Origin of the sequence: Streptomyces griseorubiginosus (assembly GCF_036345115.1) — a bacterium.
GTDB lineage: Bacteria > Actinomycetota > Actinomycetes > Streptomycetales > Streptomycetaceae > Streptomyces > Streptomyces griseorubiginosus_C.
In genome coordinates, this window is record NZ_CP107766.1 from 5,395,971 (window position 1) to 5,419,844 (window position 23,874).

Below are 23,874 nucleotides of genomic sequence, written 5' to 3' on the forward strand. Positions count from 1 at the left end.
AACTGCGCGACCAGCCACGACGGCGCAGCAGACGACCGACTACTTCAACTCATCCGGACAAGGCGTCCCCCGCGGCACCGTATACGGCGCCGCCAACCGATACGTCCCCGCCCGTGGCGCCAGCAACATCGTCCACTTGTCCCCGTCCGCGTCCTCCTGCGTCTCCATCAGACACCCGTTGAGGTTCTCGAAGACCTTCGGCGAGGCGTCCCGCTCCTTCGACGCCTCCGTCTCCTGCGGCGGCTTCACCTTCTTGCCGTCCGCGTCGACGATCGACAGCCACGGCGAGTAGGGGATCCGGATCACGATCCGCCCGGCCTTGCGCACCCGCATGGTCATCTCACCCTGCGCCGCCCGGTCGACCACCGTGTTCGGCGAGGCCAGCGGCGCCGGGTCGGTCACCCGGAACAGCTGCCAGTTCGCGTCGCCCCAGATCTGCTTCAGATACGGCATCCCGCGCTGGACCAGCTCCCGCTCCCGCTCGCCCCCGTCCCCGTCCGGCTCGTCCTTCGGCACGACCACGAAGTGCACGGCCCACCGCTGGAGCCACTCGTGGTAGTTCGCGGAGTTGAGGGTGTCGTCGTAGAAGAGCGGGTTGCGCTCCATGTCGGCCTGCCGGTTCCAGCCCCGGGCGAGGTTGACGTACGGCGCGAGCGCGGACGCCTCGCGGTGGGAGGCGGCCGGTACGACCTCGACGCGGCCCTTCTCGGCGCCGACCTCCTGGAGCTCGTTGACGAGGGGCGCCAGCTCGCGCGCCCAGGACGCGGTCGGGGTCGTGTGGACGACGTCGTCGACGGACTTGAAGCCGATCCACACGGTGAAGCCGGCGAAGGCGACGACGATGGCGTACCACTTGCGGGTGCGCGGCACCGTGAACGGCAGCGCGGCCGCCAGGGCCACCCCCGCGAACAGCATGGACAGGCGCGAGATGTTCGAGCCGATCTGGGAGCTCACCAGCCAGACCAGGACGACCGAGAGGCTGTAGACCCCGGCCGTGATCCGGACCGTCGTCCACTCGCGCGGCACGAGGAGGTAGACGAGCAGGCCGTAGGCCAGGGGCAGCAGCACCGAGGCGATCTTCATCGGCTGGGTGCCGGAGAACGGGAAGAGCCAGGCCGACACGGCGACCACCACGGTGGGCGCGATGCCCAGCGCCCAGGCGCCCGGCCGTCGTTTCTGGAGGAAGAGAGCGACCGCGACCAGGCCCACGAACAGCCCGGCGACCGGGGACGCCATCGTGGCGAGGGCGGCGAGGGTGGCCGCGCAGGTGGCCTTGGCCCCGCGTTTGTGGCGCCAGCGGTGCGGCCAGCAGAAGACGACGGCGACCGCGCCGAGCGCGAAGACGGTGCCGAGGCCGAAGGTCACCCTTCCCGAGGCCGCGTTGCACAGGAAGGCGAAGACGCCCGCCAGCGAGGCCCACAGCGGGTTCCGCACCGACCGGCTGCGGATGAGGATCAGGGTGAGCAGCCCGGCCGAGACGGTACCGGCCAGCATCATCGTCGTACGCACGCCGAGGACCGACATCAGGTACGGCGAGACGATGCTGTACGACACCGGGTGCATGCCGCCGTACCAGGCGAGGTTGTACGCCGAGTCGGGGTGCCGGCCGACGAACTCGGCCCAGGCGTCCTGCGCCGCGAGATCGCCACCGCTGTTCGCGAACGTGAAGAACCAGACGATGTGGAGGATGCCGGAGAGCGCGGTGAGGGAGAGGACCGGGTGCCGCAGCAGCCGCTCGCGCAACGCGAGGAAGGCGGTCTCGGCGCGGCCGGCCCCACCGGTTCGGGGGTGGCCGGGTTCGGCTTCGGCGCTCCCGGTCTCGCCTGCGCCGGGGGTCGCGGTCTCGCCGGGTCCGGCTTCGGCCTCGGTGGTCGCGCCGGGTCCGGCTTCGGCTCCGGCTCCGGTGGTCGCGCCGGATGCGTCGGTCCCGTCTGCGGTCCTGGTCTCGTCGGCGGCGCAGGTCTCGTCGGCCCCGCCGGACTCGTCGACCCCGCCGGCCTCAGGCGACCTGTCGGTCCCGGGCTCCGCGGGCACCCGTATTCGCGGGCCGGTACCCGGGCCCGGGTCGGTCTCGTCGGCGCGTGTCGGCTCCGCAGTGGCCACCTGAAGGCACTCCCCGTGGTGTCCCGTCTTCATTTCCGGCCGCGTCCCAGCGGCGACCTGCCCCGGTTCGTGACGCTAGCACGCGGCCCGCCGGCCGGAACCCGGACGGGGTCCGGCCGACGGGCCGCGAAGGCGCGTCCGACCCGTTTCCGGGTCAGCTGACGCGGGTCAGCTTGTCGGCGAATCCCGGCTCGGTCAGATCCTTCTGAAGGGTGACCGGGACCGTGACCGCGCCTCCGTCGCCGTCACCGACGGTGAGGGTGCCGACCTTGGTGCCGGCCTTCGCGGTGTGCGGTACGTCGTCGGCGGTGAAGGACAGCTCGACCTTGAGGCCGGACCAGCCGACGGCGGTGACGTCCTTGGTCAGCACGACGGGTGTGTGCCCGCCGAGCCCGTCGTCGACGTACCCGACGACGTCGCCCTTCTTCAGGATCGTGGCGGACTTCAGCGCGTCCTGCGCCGCCAGGATCAGCTGCTTCCCGGCGGCCAGGGCGCCCGCGAGGATCGTGTTGTCCTCACCGCCGGCGGGCTGGCGCACCACGGCGCCGATGATCCGGTAGGTCTCGCCGTTCACTTCCTTCTTGGCGGCGAAGACGAGGTTGCCGAGGGCCGAGGTGGTGGTGCCGGTCTTGATGCCGACGACGTTGTTGTAGCCCACCAGGCGGTTGTAGTTGTTGTGCTTGTTGCCCTTGTAGTCGAAGTACGACATCACGGCCGCGACCTCGCGGAACGCGGGCAGCTCCATCGCCTTCCTGGCCAGCTTCACCTGGTCCACGGCCGTGCTCACCGTGGTGTTGTTCAGGCCCGACGGGTCGGTGTACGTGGTGTTGGTCATGCCGAGGTCCTTGGCGGTGGCGTTCATCTTGCTGACGAACGCCTTCTCCGACCCGGAGTCCCAGCGGGCGAGCAGTCGGGCCACGTTGTTCGCGGACGCGATCAGGATGTCCGTGAGCGCCTCGCGCTGGGTGATGCTGTCGCCCGCGGTCACGGGGACGGTGGACTCGTCCTTGGCCGTCACCTGGTCCTGGGCCGCCTGGTCGATCTTGATCTTCGGGCCGTCGGCGCCGGACTTGAGCGGGTGGTCGCGCAGGATGATGTAGGCCGTCATGACCTTGGCGACGCTGGCGATCGGCTGGGGCTTCTGGCCGCCGGTGGAGCCGAAGGTGCCCACGCCCTGCACGTCGAGGGCGGCCTGCCCTGCGGCGGGCCAGGGGATGTCGGTCTTGCCGCCGTCGAAGGTGTACGTCTCCTCGGCGGTCAGCTTGAGGGTGGGGTCGGGCAGCGGCCGTACGGACTGCGCGATCGCGAACACGACGATCAGGAGCAGGACGAGGGGCGTCCAGATCTTGACGCGGCGGGCGACGGTGCGCAGGGGGCTGGGCGGGGGTGGCGGAGTGTTGGTCAGCTCGGCCAGGAGGTCCAGCGGGGGCTTGGGCGGCAGCGGCTGCTGGGTGGTGCGCTCGGGGCCGACCTGGGGGACGGCGGCGGTCTCGTCCGCCTTCGGGCGCGGGGTGGGGGTGCGGGGCTCGTCGAGCGGCTTGAGCGCGACGAACCTGCTGGTCCGCTCGGCCTCGGCCTCCGGCTTGGGCTCGGGCTTGGGCTCGGGCTTGGCCTCGGGTGCCGCCTTGCCGAGCTTGAGCATGGTGGTGGGCTGGTCCACGGGGGGCCGGGGAGCCTTGAAAACAGCGGTCGGCTGATCGACGACCGGCTCGTCGTCGGCTACGGCCGTCTCGGCTGCCGCCTCCGGTGCGTCGCCCTTCGCTTCGGCGTCCGGGGTCCGGTCGTCGTCGTCCGGCCGGCCGTCGGTGGGGGCTTGGCGCGCAGTTCCCCGCGCCCCTGGGGAGTCCGGCTTCTCGGTGTCGGAATCGTGCTCGTCGTCGGCTACGGCCGTCTCGGCTGCCGCCTCCGGTGCGTCGCCCTTCGCTTCGGCGTCCGGGGTCCGGTCGTCGTCGTCCGGCCGGCCGTCGGTGGGGGCTTGGCGCGCAGTTCCCCGCGCCCCTGGGGAGTCCGGCTTCTCGGTGTCGGGATCTTGCTCCTCCGGCGAGTCGCCCTTCGCTTCGGCGTCCGGGGTGCCCCCGTCCGCCTTCGACACCCACGCCGCCACCGCGTCCCGAAGGCGCGCGTCGCCCTCTGCGGCTGCCTCGTCACCCTCGGCGTCGGCGTCCCCGGGCTCCTCCTCGGAGTCCTCGGGACCCTCGTCCGAGTCCGCGGCCGCCTCGTCACCCGCGTCCTCGGATTCCCCGGACCCCTCCTCGGCGTCCCCGGACCCCTCGTCCGAGTCCGTCGCCGTGTCGCTCTCGACCGTCGTGTCAGCCGTGTCCGTGGCCTCCGCGGCCTCAGAGGGCCTCTCCGTGGCCTCGGGGGACCCGTCGGTGGGCTCGGTGGCCGTGGGGGCCGGTTCTGGCTCTGTGGGGCTCTCCTCGGGCTTCTCGGGCTTCTCGGGGGTCTTCGGGAGGTCGCGGACCGAGAAGATCCTCGTGGCCGTGTCGACCCCGCCGAGGGAGACGGACTCCCGGGCCACCGCGAGCCGGGGGTCGGGTGCCGAACTCCTCGCCTCGGGAACCGGACTCGCGCTCCCCGACGTCGGTTCTGCCGACGACTCGCGCTGCTTCGACCTGTCGGGGGACTCGCCCGCCACCGATGCCTCCTCCATGTGCCGCACGTGATCGGTATCCGTCATCGTGCGTCTGCCGAACCGTTGATTCGCCGCCCGGGCAACCGCCACACCACGCTGTCCGAACCATGTACCAGTGTCCTGTGTGTGGGCCTGCCCCAGCCGGTAGACGAGAACGACATACCTACTGGTTCCACTACAAACAGGTCACGCACCCTCGACAGATGAATGTGAGAGGGGTCACCCTGTCTTTCATCCACGCGGGGAGGCATGGATGGGCAGGAGCCGCAGAACACTTCCGGAGGAGCTTCTGCTGCTGGCGTTGGACCCGGCCACGGGTACCACCGCACAGCCGCAGTCGCTCGACCTCGGTCTGGCCGGAGCACAGCTAGTGGAGCTGGCGCTGGCCGGACGGATAGCCCCAGACGGGGATCGTATCGCCGTGGTAGCCCCACGGCCGACAGGAGATCCGACTTTGGACTGCGCGTTGGAGTTGCTGCGAAGGCGTGGCGCTCCCGTGCGGGCAGTGAACTGGATCGGCGGGCCGCGTCTCGGGCTCCGCCAGACCTACCTCTCGCATCTGGAGCGGTGCGGCATGGTGCATGCCGTGGCGGGTCAGATGTGCGGAGTGCTGCCGACCACCCGCTACCAGGCGACGGACAACGAGATCAGCCGGGAGATCAGGTCCCGACTGGACTCGGCGATCCGCACCGGCGTACCGCCGGACCCGCGGACCGCCGCGCTCGCCGCCCTGGCACACGCGGTCGGCCTCGGCAAGCACCTGTACCCGGGCAACGAGGGACGCTCGTCCCGCTCCCGGCTGCGGGATCTGATCAGGCACGACCCCATGGGCGGTCTCGTCGCGCACGCCGTGATGGACGTCCAGAACGGCGTGGGCGCACAGCCACGCCGCAGCCCGGCACCGGCCGGCCGGCAGGCCGCCCCCGGAGCCAGGCCCGCGCCGGAACCCGCTCGTGGTGTTCCGATGCAACCGCGCCGAGGACCGATGGCGCGCGCCGTGGCCCACTGAGCCGCAGTCCCACGGCACCGGAACAGCACGACCCGCACCACACCGGCACGACCCGCACCACCGCACGACCCGCACCGCCACAGCGCCGCACCGTCAGTCCCCAGAGACCGGTTCGGGAGCCGCTGGTCCGCGCGGGGCGACGGAACCGTACGTCCGCACAAGCGGGCGTGGACGGTCCCGCCGCCCCGCGCGGCCGCATGTTCGGGCCCGGCTGCCCGTAACTGACGTGCACGCGGCGCATATACACCGTTTCCCAGCGGTAATAAGCACCTTGGTGGCAGTCTGCTCAACAGCAGATACGCAAAGTCAAGAACGAGGCACGCAGCCGGAGGTGCACGTCCCGTGGCGTCCAATGTCAATCCCACCGTCAGGCGGCGCCGGCTGGGCCAGGAGCTCCGCAGGCTCCGCGAGCTCAAGGGCATGACGGCCGAAGAGGTGGCCGAGCGGTTGCTGGTGTCGCAGTCGAAGATCAGCCGCCTCGAGAACGGCCGCCGCAGCATCAGCCAGCGCGACGTCCGCGACCTGTGCGGGGTGTACGAGGTCGAGGACCAGCGGATCGTCGACTCCCTGATGCAGATGGCCAAGGACTCGCGCCAGCAGGGCTGGTGGCACGCCTTCGGCGACATCCCGTACAGCGTCTACATCGGTCTGGAGACCGACGCCGAGTCGCTCAGGGTGTACGAACCCCAGATCATCACCGGCCTGCTGCAGACCCGGCCGTACGCCGAGGCGATCGTGCGCGGCGGCGCGCCGGAGGCCACGGAGACGGAGAACGACAAGCGGGTGGAGGTACGGCTGCGCAGGCAGAGCCGGGTCGCCGCCGAGCGCGATCCGCTGCGGCTGTGGGTGGTCCTGGACGAGGCGTGTCTGCGCCGGGTCGTGGGGAGCCGGCAGATCATGCGGGAGCAGCTGGAGTACCTCGTCGAGATGTCCCAGCAGCCCCACATCACCGTGCAGGTACTGCCGTTCGACGTGGGCGCGCACCCTGGTCTGAGCGGCCAGTACTCGATCCTGGAGTTCTCGGACGCGGCCGACTCCAGCGTCGTCTACATCGAGGGCGTCACCAGCGACCTGTACCTGGAGAAGGCGCACGACGTGCAGAAGTACACCGTGATGTACGAGCACTTGAGGGCCCAGGCGCTCAACGTCGACCAGTCGCGTCAGCTGATCGAGGACCTCGCCAAGGAGTACGCCCGGGAGTACGCCCGTTGAGCCTCTTCCCGACAGGGCGGGCCGGATAGTACACCCCGGGCAGGCCCGGCTGGAAGACTCCCCTGGAATATGCCACCAGAAGAGTGAATGGCTGCTCCGAAAGAGGAAGTCGGCGAGTAGCGTCGATCACGCCAACGATCAGTAAAGGTTGGCGTAATCCGAACACTGCGCATCTGGCTACGGAGCGGATATGGCAATTCGTCTGGGCACCCTGGACACATGGACGACCTCCACCTACACCAACGCCAACGGGGCTTGCCTGATGGTGAGGTCGACCGAGGAGGAAGCACTCGAACTCGGCGACACCAAGATCCCCGAGGGGCCCAAGCTGGCCTTCCCCGCCGAGGCGTGGAGTGCCTTCGTGGCCTCGGTCAAGGCGTGACACCACGCCACCCCTCTACAACTGCACAAGCACCACCACAGAGCCCTCTCGACCAGATCGCCGTCCTAGCCGAGGGGGCTCGGCGCGTGCAGGAGCATGGGTACAGCTAGGAACACCTGACTGCACCCACTCGCCGACTACGCCAGCGCCCCCTCCACCGCGGCCACGACCTCGTCCGACTCCGGCTCCGTCTGCGGCGAGAACCGCGCCACGACCTCCCCGTCCCGTCCGATCAGGAACTTCTCGAAGTTCCAGCGGATGTCCCCGGTGTGACCCTCCGCGTCGGCGAAGCCCACCAGCCGCTCGTACAGCGCGTGCCGCCCCTCCCCGTTCACCTCGACCTTCTCGGTCAGCGGGAAGGTCACGCCGTACGTCGCCGAGCAGAACTCCGCGATCTCCTCGGCGCTGCCGGGCTCCTGCCCGAGGAACTGGTTGCAGGGCACGCCGAGCACGGTGAAGCCCCGCTCCGCGTACCGCTCCTGGAGCTTCTCCAGGCCGTTGTACTGCGGGGTCAGCCCGCACTTGGACGCCACGTTCACGACGAGGACGGCCTTGCCGGCGTACTGGGAGAGGTCGGCCGGACCACCGGTGAGGGCGCCGATCTCGACACCCAGGGGAGAGGAGGAAGTAGTCATGAGCGGAGCCTAACTCCGCCCGGTGAATCCCCGGCCCCGGCCCCGACGGCCCCCGACGGCCCCGCCACGACCCGGGCCGCCCCCGACGCCTCCACCAGCACCTCCCCCGCCGCCGTCCGCACGTACAGCACCGACCGCCCCGCCCGCCGCCGCTCCACAAGGCCCGCGTCCAGCAGCACCCGCAGATGCCGCCCCACCGACCCCAGCGCCTGCCCGGTCACCGCGACGAGCTGGCTGGTGCTGAGCGGGGCGTCCAGCAGGACGAGCACCCGGGCCCGCCCGGCGCCGAGCAGCGTGCCGAGACTCTCGGGCACGCTCCGGGCGCCAGGGTCGGCGAGGGCGCCCGTGCAGCCGTAGACCAGGGCGTACCGCCTCGGCTCCTCCCACGTCGCCCAGCCGCGCCCGGCGGTGACCGGGACGAAGACGAGCTCCGCGCCCCGGATGTCACGCGGCGGGCGCTCGTGCCGGTTCACCTGGAGCCGGTTGCCGCCGAGCCAGCGGGTCTGCCCCGGCAGCAGGGAGTCGATGACCGCCGCCCAGCCGCCCTGGCTCACCTGAGCGGTCCGGGCGACCACGTCCGCCTCCAGGATCCGGCGCCGACGGTCCCAGTACGGCCGTACGGTCGCCGTCCAGACGTGGGCGAGGAGCGCGGCCGCCCGCTCGGGGAGGTCGTCGCGCTCCAGGGCGGCCGGGAGCGGACCGCGCAGCGAGACCCGGACGTCGGCCCGTGCCACGGCGGGGTCGGTCGCCCGGATGCGGGCCAGGGTGTCCTCCAGCGGTGTCCCGTCGCGTGGCAGGGGTGCCAGGAAGTCGGCGATCCAGGACGTGCCCATCCCGGAGCGCACCAGCAGCGCGGTCACCGGGTCGGCCGCGAGCCGGGCGCGGTAGGCGGGCAGGTGGGCGCGGAGCCAGGCGTCCTCGCCCGGATGCGCCCCGGTGCCGGTGTTCAGCAGCCGCAGCGCGGCGAAGGTCTCGGTGAACGGGCAGACCACGAACCGGCTGCGGACCAGGGTGTCCCCGTCGACCTGCCACCAGCCCATGAACCCCCCGGTCGTTTCGCGGACGCGCGAAAGACTAACCGTCACCCGGCGACCGCTGACGACACTCCTGCGCATGCGCAGCTACCGCGAGCTCTTCCGCACCCCGGAGTACTCCCCCTTCCTCCTCTCCTTCGCCTCCTACGCGGCCGCCCAGACCGTCGGCGGCCTGGCCCTCGGCACACTCGTCTACCGGGCCACCGGCTCCCCGTTCCTGTCGGCGGTGAGCATGTTCGGGCCGCAGCTGGCGCAGTTACTGGGAGCCGCGTTCCTGCTCTCGGGCGCCGACCGGCTGCCCCCGCGGGCCATCCTGACCGTCATCCCGCTCGCCTTCGCGGCGGCCACGGCGGTCCTTGCCCTGCCCGGCCTGCCGATCTGGGCGGTCTTCGTGGTGCTACTGCTCCAGGGGCTCGTCGCGTCGCTGGGCGGGGGAGTGCGCGGGGGCCTGATGAACGAGATCCTCCCCAAGGGCGGTTACGTCCTTGGCCGTTCGGTCTTCAACATGCTCTGGGGCCTGATCCAGATCACCGGCTTCGCGACCGGCGGCGCCCTCCTCGCCCTCCTGTCCCCGCGCGCCTGTCTGCTCCTCACGGCGGCCTGCTACCTGCTGTCGGCCGCCGTCACCCGCCTCGGCCTCACCGCCCGCCCACCGCGCTCCACGGGCCGCCCGTCCCTCTCCGCGACCTGGCACACCAACGCCCTGCTGTGGTCCTCGCGCCCCCGCCGCCTGGTCCTCCTCGGCCTGTGGGTCCCCAACGGCCTGATCGTGGGCAGCGATTCGCTCTACGTCTCCTACGCCCCCTCGGCCGCGGGCACGATGTACGCGTGCGGGGCGCTGGGCATGTTCGCGGGCGACCTGGCGGTGGGCCGCCTGGTGCCGCCCGCGCTACGGCCCCGCCTCGCCACCCCGCTGCGGCTGCTGCTGGCGGTGCCGTACCTGTTCTTCTTCCTACGGCCCGGTGTCGCGCTGTCGGTCCTGGCCGCGACGGTGGCCTCGGTCGGGTTCGCCGCCTCGCTGGTCCTCCAGGAACGGCTGATGTCCCTGACGCCGGACGAACTCGCCGGTCAGTCCCTCGGGTTGCACACCACCGGCATGGTCGCGTTCCAGGGCATCGGCGCGGTCCTCGCCGGCTCCCTGGCCCAACTGGCCTCCCCGGCCACGGCGATGACACTCATGGCGACCGCGTCGATCGCCGTGACCCTGACCCTCTCCGCGCTCGGCAGGCGTGAGGAACGGTGTCCGGTGGCCCGGCTCGAGCGGGCGTAGGCCGAAGCCCGGAGCCCGCTCGGAGACCCCCGGCGGGGCTCAGCCCCGGAACACCTGCGGATACGGACACTCCTCCAGGGGCTTTCCCGGGCGGTCGGCCCACCGCCACCACAGGTGCCGCTCGGCGCAGCGCCACAGCGTGCGGCAGGCGCGCAGGCCGTCGTCCTCGCGGTGCACCAGAAGCATGCCGCCGGACGTCAACGGCCCGTCGCAGGCGGGGCAGGGTTCCACGGTCGGCACGGGCGCACTGTACGGGGGTTCGTCCACCCGCAGCGGCGCGTGGTCGACGCGCCGGGTGTCCCCGAAGATCCTCAGGTACTCGGCGAGCGCCGGAGGGCGGTAGTCGCTCAGCTGCTCGTACCGCGCGAGGACGGAGTCGGACAGGTACTCGCAGCCGTCGAGGACATGGTCCTGGGGCGTCCTCGGCTTCTTCGGGTCCCTCGGTTCCTCCGCCACTCCGATGGGCCGGTCCAGAACCCGGAACACCTTGTAGAACTTCACCCGCGAGTAGTGCCGCGGGCCCAGCGGGTCCGGTCGTACGGCGAAGTCGGCGCTCCTGTCCGGCTTCATCTCGTCGGGCCCCTTCTCGCTGAGGACCCGGGTGTCGAACTCGAGGCCGTAGCGGGTGGCGTGGCCGACCATCCACAGCAGGGTGAGGTCGGACAGCCCCGAGTCCGCCTCGCCGCCTCCGACGTCGGTGTGCACGCCGGCGAACCAGACCTGCCGCAGTTCCTGGCCCTGCTCGGCGGCACCCTTCTGCTGGTGCCACAGCGTCGGCGGGAACGCGGAGCGCTGTTCGTCGACGGCCAGGGCGTGGAAGGCGCCGTTGACCCAGGTGCTGAGGTCGGTGTCGTGGAAGGCCCAGCGCTTGTTGAAGCGGTTGACGAGCGGCCGCAGGAACCAGGGGGCCGGGACCGGGATCCCGAGGGAGCCGACCGTGTCCCAGACGCCGACGAAGCGGATCTCCGTCTCGTGGGCGTAGGCCTGGCGGAACAGGGTGGCCGCCACGCTGGTCGGCTGCTTGGTACGGCTGCGGTACAGCGCCCACGCCTCGTCGATCCGGTCGGCCTGCTCCCGGCGCAGGATGCCGCAGTTGCGCACCAGACCCGCCAGGCTGCGCGCGGTGAACGCGCCCCGGCTGAACCCGAACAGGTAGAGGCTGTCGCCGGGTTCGTAGGTCTGGATGAGGAAGCGGTAGGCGTCGAGCACGTTCCGCGACAGGCCGAGTCCGAACGCGCCGCCGCGCAGCCGTTCCGGCCGCTGGGCGCCGACCCCGCTGTGGTAGTACACCCGCTGTTCCGTACCGACGGCGGTGCGTCGCCGTACCGCCAGGGCCACCTTGGCCACATTGGTCTTGTGCGACTGGTCGGCGCGATTCCAGGTCCCGTCGCAGCAGACCACCAGATGTCTGGCCATGCCGTGCCTCCTCTCCCCGCGGTCCTCGTAGACAGGACTCCGCGACGGTTCGGGAGATACAGCCAGTACCTCAGGGTCCGGGCCGGCCCGCAACTCGGTGGCGGGCCGGCCCGGGGGGCCTTGGCGGGCCTGCCCGGCGGCGGGTCAGGCCACGACCGTGAAGAGCCCGGTCTTCTCGCCCAGCTTGGACAGCGAGGTCTTGCCGGGGATGCCGTTGGCGTCGGCGCCGGTGTAGCCCAGGTGCTTCTGCCACTTGGCGTAGGCGGCGACGGTCGTGGTGCCGAAGGAGCCGTCGCCCGCGTAGGTGCGGGAGAGGTAGCCGAGTTCGACGAGGGCGGCCTCGGTGAGGTTGGTGCCGGCCATGTAGCTGACGTGGCCCTGCTTGGCGCCGGGGTCGCTCTTCGCGGCCGTCACCAGCCGGGACAGGTCGACGCGGGGCTTGCCCGCGGGCTTCGACGGCTGCGGTTTGCCGGCCCCGGCCGCCAGCTGCTTCTTCACGTCGGCCCGGAAGTCGTCCATGTCGAAGCTGGGGTCGATCTTGCCCGGCTGGCACTCCTTGTGCCCGGCGACGGACTTCTCGCTCCAGCCGTGCGCCCGGCAGATCGCCGCCGCCCACAGCACGGCCTGCCGGTACTGCGCCTGCGGGTAGGGGTCGTTGCCCTTGCCGAGGTTCTCGATCTCCAGGCCGTACAGACAGTCGTTGCCGTCGGCCTTGGCCGAGTCGTCGTGGGGGAGCGGCTTCTCGTCGCGGAGCGCGTTGAGGACATCGATGTCGGCGTAACCGGCGTGGTTGGTACGGCCGTTGCCGATCATCCACAGTCCCGCGGTCTTGCCGAGCCAGGCATGGCACAGCGGTCCGGGCAGATCGGATCTGCCGTTGAAGCAGAGCTCCTTGTCGCCGTGCCCGCCGGTGTGGTGGATCAGCACCCCGACGACGGGACCGAACTTCTTCCCGGACTCGGCGTCGCGGTTGTGGGTCTTCCAGCCGGCGTGCTCGTGCACGGTGAGGCCCTCGGCCTTCAGGGCGGCGAGCATTTTTGCTGCGGACAGGGGAGTGGCCATGACTGCGTTTCCCTCCGGGAGGCGTGTGACGGCACGTCAAGCAGGCTGCGCTGACTGCGTGTTGCCGGAACGTGATCGTCTCTCGTGCGGCTCATGATCGCGCCAATGTGTGGACCCTGTGGCGAAATCGCGACATTGACAGCCGAAGGGAGCCGTGGCCGGAGAGGCGTCCGGGGATCCGCGTTCGGCGCGGCGGTCCAAGGGGGGAAGGAGTACGACCGCCGCGCCGAGGCGGGGTCGCCGGGGCCGTGGGTCAGCCCGGCGCCACCGCGCGGCCGGTCTGGGGCGAGATCATGCCGGAGCACAGCCCCTTGGCGGCCAGCGTCTGGGCGATGCGCGGGATCGCCGCGCGGGTGTTGGCGGGCCAGTCGTGCATGAGGATGACCTGCCCGTTGGTGAGCCGGCCGACCGCGGCGACGATCGCGTCGGTACTGGCGTTGTTCCAGTCCTGCGAGTCGACCTGCCAGATGACCTCGGTCAGCCCGTACTTGGCCTCCACGGCCTTCACCGTCGCGTTGGTCTCGCCGTACGGCGGCCGGAACAGCCTCGGTGTGCCGCCACCGGCGTTCGCGATCGCCTGCTGGGTGCGGGAGATCTCCGAGTCGACCGCGGCCTGGCTCTGCTGGGTCAGGTGCGGGTGCGTGTAGCTGTGGTTTCCGACCCACATCCCGGCGCTGACCTGGGCCCTGACGAGCGCCGGGTTGGCGGCGGCGTTCTGGCCCGTGTTGAACATGGTGGCCCGGAGGCCGTACTGCTTCAGGGAGTTGAGCAGGGCGGTGGTGCCGCTGCCCGGGCCGTCGTCGAAGGTGAGTCCGACGTATCCGGAACAGGCGGCGGCCTGCGCGGGGGCGGCAGGGGCGGCGGTGGCGGGAGCGGTGAGCGTGCCGGCGGCGGCCAGGGCGGCGGCGGCCAGTAACGGGAGGTGCGCCCGGGCCCTCATCACGCCACCGTGATGTTCGAGCTGCCGCTGCTCTGGTAACCCTCGGTCGCGAGGATCATGTAGTACTTGAAGCTGCCCATCGGCATACCGGCGCGGGCCCAGGCGTCGAAATGGTTGCCGGTGGTGATGGAGCCGCCGGTCCGCCTGGACTGCCGGACGCTCCAGTACTGGTTGAAGGTCTTGGTGCCTTCCACGGACGGGGCGTTGTAGCGGGTGGTCTGGTAGATGTCGTACGTCCCGCCGTCGCTGGTGACGGTGCCCTTGTACGTTCCGGTGGGCCGGTAGGTGCCCCAGTTGTCGACGACGTAGTACTCGACGAGCGGGTTCGACGTCCAGCCGTACAGGGCGAGGTAGGCGTTGCCGGACGGGTTGAAGCTGCCGGAGTAGCTGACCGTCCTGCGCGAGCCGTTGCTCCAGCCCTTGCCGGCCACGAAGTTGCCGGTGTTGCGCCAGGAAGTGCTGTAGTTGCCGCCGGAGTTGAGGGTCATGGAGACCGTGCCCTGGGCGTCGGTCCAGAACGAGTAGTAGTACCCGTTGTTGGTCCCGGTCTGGTTCGTGGTGATGACCGTGGCGGCCTCGGCGGTGCCGGGCAGTGCGAGGGCCGTTCCGGTCGCCAGGAACAGACCGCAGACGCTGCGGCGGGTGAGGTGTGCGGGTGTCGGATTCATGCCCGGTAGTTTTGGCGCGCTCCTGTCAACCGTCAACAGTTTCGGCAGATGTTTCGAACGATTCGATGGCCGTTTCACCTGAGGAAACCCGCGAAATCTTTCGGAAGATCGGCAAGAATGCCCGCACTTTGAAGGTGATCTCTCTTCGAATGTTTCGGAGACCTTCCGGATGGCCCTGGCCAAAAGAAAGGGCAGGAGGTAGCTACCTCCTGCCATGTTCAACCTATAGCGCACCCGGGGACTTGCGGCAAGGCCCCCGTGAAGGCGCACACTTACCGGCCGTAGGCCCCACGGCCGCCCACCCCACCCCGGAGCTGCTGACTTGAATGCCCTGCCCACCAGCGTGTTCGACCTTTCCGACCGTCTCGCCGCGAAGGCCGACCCGGCGCTGATCGCCGCCGACGAACGGCACTTCGCGGCCATCGCGGCGTGCCTGGAGCAGACGATCGCCGAACTGTCCGACACCCTCGCCGCCACCCTGAGGGCGCCCGGCGGCATCGGCCAGGAGGCCATGGACCGGGACACCGAGATCCACCGTCTCAGCGCCCGGCTGCGCACCCTGCGCCGCTTCGGCCTGGACCTGTGCCTCGGCCACATGGTCGCGGCCGACGACTCCGAGCCCGTGTACGTCGGCCGGCTCGGACTCACCGACAGCACCGGCCGACGGCTGCTCATCGACTGGCGTTCCCCCGCGGCGGAACCGTTCTTCGGGGCCACCCACGCCAACCCGATGGGACTGGCCAGCCGCCGCCGCTACCGCTGGCAGGGCGGCCGGATCGGCGACTACTGGGACGAGGTCTTCGCCCCCGACGGGTTCGCCGGGCACCACGCCTCGCTCGACGACCAGTCCGCCTTCATCGCCAGCCTCGGCACCGACCGCTCGGAACGGATGCGGGACGTCCTCGGCACCATCCAGGCCGACCAGGACGCCATCATCCGCGCGGGGTCCCGCGGCGCGCTGGTCGTCGACGGCGGCCCCGGCACCGGCAAGACCGTCGTCGCCCTGCACCGCTCCGCCTACCTCCTGCACTCCGACCCGCGCCTCGGTCACCGGCGCGGCGGCGTCCTGTTCGTCGGCCCGCACCGCCCGTACCTGGCCTACGTCTCCGACGTGCTGCCCAGCCTCGGCGAGGAGGGCGTGCAGACCTGCGTCCTGCGGGACTTCGTGGCCGAGGGAGCCACGGCCGGGGTCGAGAGCGACCCGGAGGTGGCCCGCCTCAAGTCGTCGGCGGACCTCGTGAAGGGCATCGAGAAGGCCGTCCGCTTCTACGAGGAGCCGCCCACCGAGGGCATGACCGTCACCACCCACTGGTCCGACATCCCGCTCACCGCCGCCGACTGGGTCGAGGCCTTCGACGCGGCGGAGGGCGCCCCGCACAACGACGCCCGCGACCAGGTCTGGAACGAGCTGCTCACCATCCTGGTCGACAAGCACGAGGGCGACGCCCCGGAGACGCTGCTCCGCAAGTCCCTGCGCCAGAACCGGGAGTTGCTCACCGCGTTCAACCGGGCGTGGCCGCTGCTGGAGGCCGCCGACCTGGTCTCGGACCTGTGGACGGTCCCCGCCTATCTGCGGATGTGCGCTCCCTGGCTGGACCGCGACGAGGTACGCAAGCTCCAGCGCGCCGACGGTCAGGCCTGGACGGTGTCCGACCTGCCGCTCCTGGACGCGGCCCGGCAGCGGCTCGGCGACCCTCGCGCCTCGCTCCGCAAGCGCCGGAACGAGGCCACCCTCGCCGCCGAGCGCGAGCGCATGGCCACGGTCGTGGAGAACCTGAGCGCGGTCGCCGACGACGAGTACGGCATGGGCCTGGTGACGATGCTCAAGGGCGAGGACTTCCACCACGCCCTGGTCGACGAGAGCGCGCTCCAGGTGAGCGACCCCGACCTGCTCGCCGGCCCGTTCGCGCACGTCGTCGTCGACGAGGCGCAGGAACTGACCGACGCGGAGTGGCAGATGCTGCTGCTGCGCTGTCCGTCCCGCAGCTTCACGATCGTCGGCGACCGCGCCCAGGCGCGGCACGGGTTCACGGAGTCCTGGCAGGACAGGCTCGCGCGGGTGGGTCTCGACCGCGTCGAGATGGCCTCCCTGAGCATCAACTACCGCACCCCGGAAGAGATCATGAAGGAGGCCGAGCCGGTCATCCGCGCCGCCCTCCCGGACGCCAACGTCCCCACGTCGATCCGCAGCACCGGCGTCCCGGTGACGTACGGCGAGGCGGCGGGCCTGACCCCGCTGCTGGAGACGTGGCTCGCGGACCACCCGGAGGGCATCGCCTGCGTGATCGGCGACCCGGCGTTCAAGGCGACGCCCCGGGTCCGCTCGCTGACCCCGTCCCTCGCGAAGGGCCTCGAGTTCGACCTGGTGGTCCTGGTCGACCCGCAGCACTTCGGGGAGGGCGTCGAGGGTGCGGTGGACCGGTATGTGGCGATGACGAGGGCGACACAGCGACTGGTGGTCCTCACGAGCCCCGAGGGAGCGGTGTGATGCCTGTGACGGGAATCATCTTCACGAAACGCACACTCTTCGTGCAAGGTTCGGTTTAGCGCTTCGGGTGCTTTCCACCCCTGAGTGACAAGTCGTTCTTTGGCGTACTCAAGTGGGTGATCATGACCACCTCCGCGACCGGCCCGGACGTACCGATGGCCGGCCCGGACGTCCCTGCGGCCAGTACGGACGTCCCGGCGGCCGGGGGCACGGACGTCCCGCCGTCCCGCCGCACCGCCCGTGCCGGGGGCACGGACGTCCCGCCGTCCCGCCGCACCGCCCGGATGGTGAAGCGGCAGGCGGCCTGGAAGCCGGCCTTCCTGCCCTTCCTGGTGACGGCGGCCCTCGCCTACGCCTTCTCCTCGGCGCTGTACTCGCCGAAGGTGACGCTGATGGGCTGGGTGGTCACCGTCCTGTGGACGCTGCCCGTCGTCAGCTCGTTCGTCGGCGTCACCGGCGCCGCGCTGACCCGCCGCAGGATCGCCCGCCAGCGCGGCTGGACCGACGCGGCACCGGCGCTGCACGACCGGCTCGTGGTGCTCGTCCCGACCATCGGCCGCAATGACACCTACCCGGCGCTCGAGCGGTCGGTGCTGTCGTACTGCGCGTTCCTGCCGAGCTGGTTCCCCGCCCTGCGCGTCGACATCCTCACCGAGGAGGGCTGCGAGGCCGCCGCCCGCATCGACGCCCTGGCCGCGCGCAGCCCCCTGATGCGCGTGGTCACCGTGCCGAAGGCCTACCGCACCCCGAACGGCACCCGCTTCAAGGCCCGCGCCAACCACTACGCCCACGAGCTGCGCATCGCCGAGGGCGAGGCCCTGGACGACGTATGGGTGCTGCACATGGACGACGACACCGGGGTCGGCCCGGACACCGCCGAGCAGCTCGCCCGCTTCATCAACGCCCAGCGCCGCGCGGGCCCCGACGGCAAGCACCTCGCCCAGGGCATGCTGACCTATCCGCGCGAGAACGCCGTCAACCGGCTGACCTGGCTGGCCGACGCGATCCGCCCCGCGGACGACATCGCCCGCTTCGCCGTCCTCACCGGCGGTGGCACCCCACTGGCCGGACTGCACGGCGAACTCCTGCTGTTGCGCGCGTCCATCGAGGCCACCATCGGCTGGGACTTCGGCCCCGACTCCATCTGCGAGGACGCCCACCTCGCCCTCGTCTTCGCCAGCCGCTACAAGGGCCGCAGCGACTGGTTCTCGGGCCGCAGCTACGGCGCGTCCCCCTCGACCATGCGGGACTTCCTCAAGCAGCGCGAGCGCTGGTCCTGGGGCCTGGTCGGACTCGCCTTCAACCGCACCCTGCCACGCCGATCCCGGGCGCTGCTCATGTACAGCGTGACGACGTGGGTGCTCGGCCCCTTCCAGCACGTCGGCGTCGTCCTCGCGGTCGGCGCGCTGCTCGGCGACCTCAACACCTCGCCCGTCACCCCGTGGATCCTGCCCCTGTGGGCGGTGACCATGGGCTACGCGGTCTGGATGTACTGGGAAGGCCTGAAGATCAACGTTTCGGTGTCGGCCCACGGCCGCCGCCTGTGGTGGGAGCCGATCGCCGTGGTCGCCCTGATGCCGTTCTTCGCGCTCTGGGAGGCGGCCGGCTCCTTCCGGGGACTGCTGCGCTGTCTGCGGGGCGTGGAGAACCAGTTCGTCGTGATAGCGAAGCCGGCCTGAGGTATGCGGAAACGTTTCTACGGCCGTGTCGTGCTCTACGGCCATGTCGTGCCGGTGCGTCTCTACGGCCTCGTGGTGCTCGTCCTCCTGCTCACGGCGGGGTGCGTCTCCACGAACGCTCAGCCGGTGACTCCGGCACCCACGAGCCGGACCCCGGCCCCCGCGAAGGTAGCCCGGCCCTGGCGCCCCGGCGACCCCCAACTCGGCGCGCAGGTCCTCTGGTACGCCTACCCCGGCGAGACCGACGCGTCCGTGCGCACCAACGCCCTGCGCCTGGTGAACCACATGGTCGGCAAGCACATGAACGCGCTCTCGGTGACGTTTCCCTTTGTGACCGCCGGCCCCACGGCGAGCCGGGTGACCGCCTCGGCCGAGACCCCCTCCGTACGACACCTGGCGATGCTCCTGGACACGGCGGCCGCGGCCGGCCTGCGCATCACCGTGCGCCCCCTGCTCGACGAGAAGAGCCTGGTGGCCCAGGACCCCCTGGCCTGGCGCGGCTCCCTGGCCCCCACCGACAGGACGGCCTGGTTCCGTTCCTACGAGGCCTTCCTCCGGCCCTATCTCACCCTCGCGGCCCGCCACCACGCGAACACCTTCGTCCTCGGCGTGGAACTGACCAGCCTGGAGGACGACCAGCACTGGCGCACGCTCATCGCGGCGGCCCGCCGGCTGTTCCGGGGCGAACTGTCCTACGACGCCAACTGGGACGACTACGTCTCCCGGCACGTGCCCGTGCCCGTGGAACACCTGGGCGTGGACGCCTACTTCCCCCTCCCGGGGCTCGGCGACGACGCCACCGTGGCGCAGATCGCCGCGGGCTGGGAGCGCTGGCTGGACCGCAAGAGCACCGGGAAGCTGCCCCGGATCGTGCTGAGCGAGGTCGGCATCATCGCCGAGAAGGGCGCCTACCGGCACCCGGCCGTCTGGAAGGGCGGCGGACAGCCCGACTTCACGGTCCAGAAGCGCTGGTTCGAGGCGGCCTGCCAGGTCGCCCGGGACCGGGACATGGCGGGCCTGTACTGGTGGAATCTCGACTTCCACGCCGACCCGGCCACCCCCTCGGACTCCCTCACCTCCTTCGTCGGCCGCCCCGCCGAGTCCGCCCTCACCTCCTGCTTCCGGACCTGGCCGAGATGAACGAACAGCACGACACGCTCCGCCTCCGCCTGATGATCCGCCCTGCTGCCGCCTCCGCTGCTGCTGCCGCCGAGCCGGGCCGGGATTCCGCGGGTGCGGTGAGCGGGCGGCGGTACTCCGCCGTGGACGGACTGCGGGGCGCGGCCGTACTGGCCGTACTGCTGCACGACACCGGGGTCGGCGGACGGTGGTTCTCCTGGAGCGGCACGGGCGTCGACGTCCTGCTGGTGCTCTCGGGTTTCCTCACCACGCTGCCCCTGCTCCGAAGGGCCACGGAAACCGGCAGGACAGGCGCCCTGCGCTTCCTGACCCGCAGGACCAAGCGCCTGGCCCCGGCCCTCCTCATCTCGCTAGGCCTGACCCTCACGATCAGCTGGGCGCTCGACTCCCCCCGGCTCTTCCGCGACCTGACCCGCCAACTCCCCTCCGTACTGCTCGGCTACGGCGGCTGGTCCGACTGGCTCCAGGGCCACCCCCCGGACACGGCCCCCACCCCGGCCTCACCGCTGCCCCCGCTGTGGCTGTTCGACGTCACCGCACGCTCCGTACTGGCGTGGTCCCTCCTCCTGGCCTGCCTCTGCCTGCTGGCGCGCCGGAGACTTAGAAGCTGTTGTCTTTTCGATCTTGGGAGACGCGCGTCGAACGGGGGTCCCGATCGGGTGGTCGCGGGGCGCGAGGCGCATACGAACAGGACCTCCTGAACAGCTCGTTGGTGTCGAATCACCGAGCAGCAGCAGGAGGCCCTGGTGCAGCAGTCTTGCGTGCCGATGGCCGGGCAGTCCAGCGCGGTCACCTGGGAGTGTGACTGTCTGGCTCACCGGTTCGGAAACGCCGCCGACAACGGGACGCGGCAGCCGCGCTACCCGACGGACATGACGGACGCGGAGTGGGCCCGGGTCCTGCCGCTGCTGCCGGTGCCGGGCTGGATGCGTGGCCGGGGCGGCCGGCCGGAGGCGTACTGTCACCGCACCATGCTCGATGCGATCCGGTATCTCGTGGACAACGGGATCAAATGGCGTGCGATGCCCGCCGACTTCCCACCGTGGGACCGCATCTACGCATTCTTCCGCCGCTGGCGCGACAACGCCCTGGTCAAGGAGTTCCACGACCGGTTGCGCGCGAGGGTCCGCGAGGAGCTGGGACGGGACACGCAGCCGACAGCCGGAGTGATCGACTCGCAGTCCGTCAAGGCGGACGCCGTCGTCGGCACGGACAGCCGCGGCTTCGACGGCGGCAAGCTCGTCAACGGCCGCAAGCGGCACGTCGTGGTCGACACCCTCGGCCTGCTGCTGGGCGTGATGGTCACCGCCGCGGATGTCGGCGACCGCACCGCCGCGAAGGTCCTGCTTGAGCAGGTGGCCGAGGCACACCATCGCCTGGCCCTCGTCTGGGCCGACGGCGGCTACACCGGCAGCCTCGTCGAGTACTGCCTGGCCACGTTCGCCCTGGTCCTGACGATCGTCAAACGCAGCGACGACCAGAAGGGGTTCGTGGTCCTGCCCAAGCGGTGGATCGTCGAGCGCCTCTTCGCCCACCTGATGCGAAGTCGCCGCCTGGTGCGCGACTTCGAGCGGCGCACCACCAGCGCGGAGGCGATGGTCTACTGGTCGATGACCGGGCTCATGACCCGTCGCCTGGCCCGGTCACACCCGCAGCGAGGGTGAACCGACCCGGCTGCTGCTCGGCCAGCCAGCCGCGCGCGACCAGGCGTTTCGCTTTCGACCGCAGTGCCTCCACCCGCGCCGGCACCACGTCCATGCCGAACATGGCGGCCATCTCCTGGCAGGTCAGCGGCCCTTGATGAAGCCGGGCCCGGTCCGCGAGTGTCTTGAGGATGCGCTGGTAGTCGACCGACAGCGCCGACCAGGCCAGCCCTTGTCGCCACACCGGCACCTGCGACTTCGGCTTCGCCGCGTCCCGGAGCGCCGACTGCCCCTCCCCATCCCGCGGATCCGGGACAACCTCCGCCTCGACGGTGGCGCCGTCGTCCGGAGCCAGCACCGTGTCGACCCGCCTGCGGGCGATCGCCCACTCCTGGCATTCCAGCTCGGCCGCAGCCAGCTCGGCCTGGATGCGGTCGGCCTCCTCCCGCAGCCCGTCAACTCGACGCCGAGCGGCGAGCTCGTGCTGTTCCAGCAGTCCGACAACCGACGGCATTCGCAACCTCCCGGGGAACGACGACCTGACAGGCCACCACTCCCACGGAACCACCACTCCTATCCCCGACCAGCGGAAACGCATCGATCACGTCCGGAAAGACAACAGCTTCTTACGGGGCTGGTACTGGTGACGTCGCTTTTGACGGCGACGTTCGTGATGGCGGCAGCGGTAGGGGCAGCGGCTGCGGCTGTGGAGGTCACCCCCCTCCACGGCCTGGACCTCGGCGCTACAAACATCGGAATGCAGCCCCTCTCCCTCCCGGCGGGAGCGATCGCGGCCTGCTGCGTCCACCTGGCCGAACGCACCACCCGCCCCCTGTCCCGCCGTACGGCCGCACTACTGACGACGACGGGCCTCGCGGCGGCGACGGCGGTGGCGGTGTCGGCGGTGCTGGGCGGCGCGGCACCGCACAAGAACCAGCAGTACCTGGCCGCCACCGTCGCGAGCACGGCCGTACTCACGGCGACCCTCTGCACCGGACGAGGCCCCTTGTCCCGCCTCCTCTCCACCGACCTCCTCACGGAGGTCGGCCGCATGTCAGCCCCCCTCTTCCTCCTGCACCTCCCGATCTACTGCCTCCTCGAACGAGGCCGCCCCGGCCTCCACCCCCTGGCCCTGTTCCTGGTCGGAACAGCGGTGACCTGGTTCCTCTCCCTCCTGACCCACTACCTCCTGGCAGAACGCCTGGCCACCCGCAGGTGGCGTCCCGGCAGCCGTGGCTGACTTCGCAGACAGCTGGACCAGTTGGCGCGGCAGGGCCGTCGAACCTCTGGTCGGACCCGTACCGACGACGTGGTGGGAGCGGACCGTGCCCCTGTCCCCGAGGAACTGCTGTTCGTCGGCTCGGTGAGGTGGCTGGAAAACTCCCCGTTCGACCAGCACGACCTCGCGAGCCCGCACCGAGGCCGCGCGGTCTCACCGGCGCACGGCGGCCTCAATGCCTGCGGCGACACGTGCGTGCCGGAGCGGTGCGCCGGCGTGGTGGAGACTGGCGAGGGCCAACCGGTAGGAGGCGATCAACCCGGTTTCCACGTAGTCCACACCCAGTTCCTGGCAGTGGAGCCGCACGATGGTCCGGGCCCTGCGCAGGTTGGGACTGGGCATGCTGGGGAACAGGTGGTGTTCGATCTGGTGGTTCAGCCCGCCCAGTGCGATGTCGGTGAGCCTGCCACCGCGCACGTTGCGTGAGGTGAGCACCTGGCGACGCAGGAAGTCCGGACGGTCCTCGCCTGTCAGGATCGGCATGCCCTTGTGATTGGGCGCGAAGAGGGAGCCCAGGTAGACGCCGAACAGGCACTGGTGGACGGCGAGGAAGGCGATCGCCATGCCGGGCGGCAGCAGCCACAGCAGCACGGTCAGGTAGAACACGAAGTGCGCGAACAGCAGGACGCCGTCCAGCGTGCGGTGCTTCAGCGCACGATTGGCCAGTGCCTTCACGCTCGACACGTGCAGGTTGAAGCCCTCCAGGGTGAGGAGCGGGAAGAACAGGAACGCCTGCCAGCGGCCGATCAGACGGGGGAGCCCCTTGGCGGCCCGCGCCTGGTCCTGGGACCAGACCAGCAGGTCGGGGTCGAGGTCGGGGTCGAGTTCCTCGTGGTTGGGGTTGGCGTGGTGGCGGGTGTGCTTGTCCTGCCACCAGCCGTAGCCCATCCCGATACCGGCACCGGCGATCCGTCCGGACACCTCGCTGGCCCGGCGTCGGCGGAAGACCTGGCGGTGCGCCGCGTCATGGGCCAGCAGGGCGACCTGGCCGAAGACGACGCCGAGGAAGGCGGCTACCGTCAGCGTCCACCAACTGTCGCCGATGAGCGCGACGGCGGCCCACCCACTGACGTAGAGCCCGGCCACCACCGTGGTCCGCAGCGCGTAGTAGCCGGGACGGCGCCCCAGCAGCCCGGCGGCGGTGATCTTTTTCGACAGGCGGGCGAAGTCACTTCCGGACGCCTCCGAGGGCGGGGGGCGGACCGCGGTGTTACTGCTCATGATGGTGAAACTCTCTGCGAAGAAGGCCGGTTGGCTCGACGGAGCCCCGGAAGCCGCT

The 23,874-nt window shown here is 70.9% G+C and carries 20 protein-coding genes and 1 pseudogene; 11 read left to right on the forward strand and 10 right to left on the reverse strand.

Features of this window, described 5'->3' with window-relative positions; all coding sequences use genetic code 11:
- Window positions 1–39: 39 nt before the first annotated feature.
- Both OHN19_RS24465 and OHN19_RS24470 read right to left on the reverse strand, forming a co-directional pair.
- Window positions 40–2,103 carry an MFS transporter gene (locus tag OHN19_RS24465; RefSeq protein ID WP_330266241.1) on the reverse strand — a complete coding sequence of 688 codons (2,064 nt, stop codon included), beginning with the start codon at window positions 2,101–2,103 and terminating at the stop codon, window positions 40–42.
- Window positions 2,104–2,257: 154 nt separating this feature from the next.
- A complete protein-coding gene (locus OHN19_RS24470) occupies window positions 2,258–4,783 on the reverse strand; it encodes a D-alanyl-D-alanine carboxypeptidase (RefSeq protein ID WP_330266242.1) in 2,526 nt (841 codons plus the stop codon).
- A gap of 208 nt (window positions 4,784–4,991) precedes the next feature.
- On the opposite strand from OHN19_RS24470, the gene OHN19_RS24475 reads away from it, so the two are divergent.
- The 3 genes from OHN19_RS24475 to OHN19_RS24485 all read left to right on the forward strand — a co-directional run bounded on the left by OHN19_RS24475 (window position 4,992) and on the right by OHN19_RS24485 (window position 7,341).
- Window positions 4,992–5,747: a GOLPH3/VPS74 family protein gene (locus tag OHN19_RS24475; RefSeq protein WP_123761411.1), complete on the forward strand. Its 756-nt coding sequence runs from the start codon at window positions 4,992–4,994 to the stop codon at window positions 5,745–5,747.
- 342 nt (window positions 5,748–6,089) lie between these two features.
- Window positions 6,090–6,959, forward strand: coding sequence for a helix-turn-helix domain-containing protein (locus OHN19_RS24480; RefSeq protein ID WP_123761410.1), 870 nt, complete (start codon window positions 6,090–6,092; stop codon window positions 6,957–6,959).
- Window positions 6,960–7,149: 190 nt separating this feature from the next.
- Window positions 7,150–7,341: a DUF397 domain-containing protein gene (locus OHN19_RS24485; RefSeq protein ID WP_123761409.1), complete on the forward strand. Its 192-nt coding sequence runs from the start codon at window positions 7,150–7,152 to the stop codon at window positions 7,339–7,341.
- A 137-nt stretch (window positions 7,342–7,478) separates the two neighbouring features.
- Here the strand turns inward: OHN19_RS24485 and OHN19_RS24490 are convergent, their stop codons facing one another.
- Together OHN19_RS24490 and OHN19_RS24495 are read right to left on the reverse strand one after the other, a co-directional pair.
- Complete coding sequence (locus OHN19_RS24490) at window positions 7,479–7,976, reverse strand: glutathione peroxidase (protein WP_330266243.1); 498 nt, start codon at window positions 7,974–7,976, stop codon at window positions 7,479–7,481.
- Window positions 7,973–9,016, reverse strand: a complete 1,044-nt coding sequence (locus tag OHN19_RS24495) for a winged helix-turn-helix domain-containing protein (protein ID WP_330266244.1) — start codon at window positions 9,014–9,016, stop codon at window positions 7,973–7,975. Before OHN19_RS24495 ends, OHN19_RS24490 begins: the two co-directional genes overlap by 4 nt.
- A 73-nt stretch (window positions 9,017–9,089) precedes the next feature.
- Between OHN19_RS24495 and OHN19_RS24500 the strand changes: the two genes are divergently transcribed.
- Window positions 9,090–10,280, forward strand: coding sequence for an MFS transporter (locus OHN19_RS24500; RefSeq protein WP_330266245.1), 1,191 nt, complete (start codon window positions 9,090–9,092; stop codon window positions 10,278–10,280).
- Window positions 10,281–10,319: 39 nt separating this feature from the next.
- Here the strand turns inward: OHN19_RS24500 and OHN19_RS24505 are convergent, their stop codons facing one another.
- From OHN19_RS24505 to OHN19_RS24520, 4 genes are all read right to left on the reverse strand, one after another.
- Window positions 10,320–11,696 (reverse strand): DUF2235 domain-containing protein, encoded by a 1,377-nt coding sequence (locus OHN19_RS24505; RefSeq protein ID WP_330266246.1) that lies wholly within the window; start codon window positions 11,694–11,696, stop codon window positions 10,320–10,322.
- Window positions 11,697–11,840: 144 nt separating this feature from the next.
- A complete protein-coding gene (locus OHN19_RS24510; RefSeq protein WP_330266247.1) occupies window positions 11,841–12,758 on the reverse strand; it encodes an N-acetylmuramoyl-L-alanine amidase in 918 nt (305 codons plus the stop codon).
- Window positions 12,759–13,011: 253 nt separating this feature from the next.
- Window positions 13,012–13,698 (reverse strand): polysaccharide deacetylase family protein, encoded by a 687-nt coding sequence (locus tag OHN19_RS24515; protein WP_330266248.1) that lies wholly within the window; start codon window positions 13,696–13,698, stop codon window positions 13,012–13,014.
- Entirely contained in the window at window positions 13,698–14,366 is a 669-nt protein-coding gene (locus tag OHN19_RS24520) for a glycoside hydrolase family 11 protein (RefSeq protein ID WP_330266249.1), read from the reverse strand. Before OHN19_RS24520 ends, OHN19_RS24515 begins: the two co-directional genes overlap by 1 nt.
- Window positions 14,367–14,688: 322 nt before the next feature.
- Here OHN19_RS24520 and helR point away from each other — a divergent pair, with 322 nt between their 5' ends.
- The 5 genes from helR (at window position 14,689) to OHN19_RS24545 (ending at window position 21,337) form a co-directional block, all read left to right on the forward strand.
- Entirely contained in the window at window positions 14,689–16,854 is a 2,166-nt protein-coding gene (gene helR, locus OHN19_RS24525) for an RNA polymerase recycling motor ATPase HelR (RefSeq protein WP_330266250.1), read from the forward strand.
- 122 nt (window positions 16,855–16,976) lie between these two features.
- Window positions 16,977–18,533, forward strand: coding sequence for a glycosyltransferase family 2 protein (locus OHN19_RS24530; protein ID WP_330266251.1), 1,557 nt, complete (start codon window positions 16,977–16,979; stop codon window positions 18,531–18,533).
- 3 nt (window positions 18,534–18,536) lie between these two features.
- Window positions 18,537–19,673, forward strand: coding sequence for a glycoside hydrolase family 113 (locus OHN19_RS24535; RefSeq protein ID WP_330266252.1), 1,137 nt, complete (start codon window positions 18,537–18,539; stop codon window positions 19,671–19,673).
- Window positions 19,670–20,374 (forward strand): acyltransferase, encoded by a 705-nt coding sequence (locus OHN19_RS24540; RefSeq protein WP_330266253.1) that lies wholly within the window; start codon window positions 19,670–19,672, stop codon window positions 20,372–20,374. The genes OHN19_RS24535 and OHN19_RS24540 overlap by 4 nt, the downstream gene beginning before the upstream one ends.
- A gap of 45 nt (window positions 20,375–20,419) precedes the next feature.
- On the forward strand, window positions 20,420–21,337 hold the full coding sequence (locus OHN19_RS24545; protein WP_330265381.1) for an IS5 family transposase: 918 nt from the start codon (window positions 20,420–20,422) through the stop codon (window positions 21,335–21,337).
- On the opposite strand, the gene OHN19_RS24550 is transcribed toward OHN19_RS24545, so the two are convergent.
- Entirely contained in the window at window positions 21,294–21,830 is a 537-nt protein-coding gene (locus tag OHN19_RS24550; RefSeq protein ID WP_330265380.1) for a hypothetical protein, read from the reverse strand. The two genes, OHN19_RS24545 and OHN19_RS24550, sit on opposite strands and share 44 nt — an antisense overlap.
- Window positions 21,831–22,073: 243 nt before the next feature.
- Here OHN19_RS24550 and OHN19_RS24555 point away from each other — a divergent pair, with 243 nt between their 5' ends.
- Complete coding sequence (locus OHN19_RS24555) at window positions 22,074–22,556, forward strand: hypothetical protein (RefSeq protein ID WP_330266255.1); 483 nt, start codon at window positions 22,074–22,076, stop codon at window positions 22,554–22,556.
- Window positions 22,549–22,745 (forward strand): annotated as a pseudogene (locus tag OHN19_RS24560) (ATP-binding protein); the annotation flags it as partial. The gene OHN19_RS24555 and the pseudogene OHN19_RS24560, both read left to right, overlap by 8 nt.
- A gap of 3 nt (window positions 22,746–22,748) precedes the next feature.
- Here OHN19_RS24560 and OHN19_RS24565 read toward each other — a convergent pair.
- On the reverse strand, window positions 22,749–23,816 hold the full coding sequence (locus OHN19_RS24565; RefSeq protein ID WP_330266256.1) for an acyl-CoA desaturase: 1,068 nt from the start codon (window positions 23,814–23,816) through the stop codon (window positions 22,749–22,751).
- Window positions 23,817–23,874 lie beyond the last annotated feature (58 nt).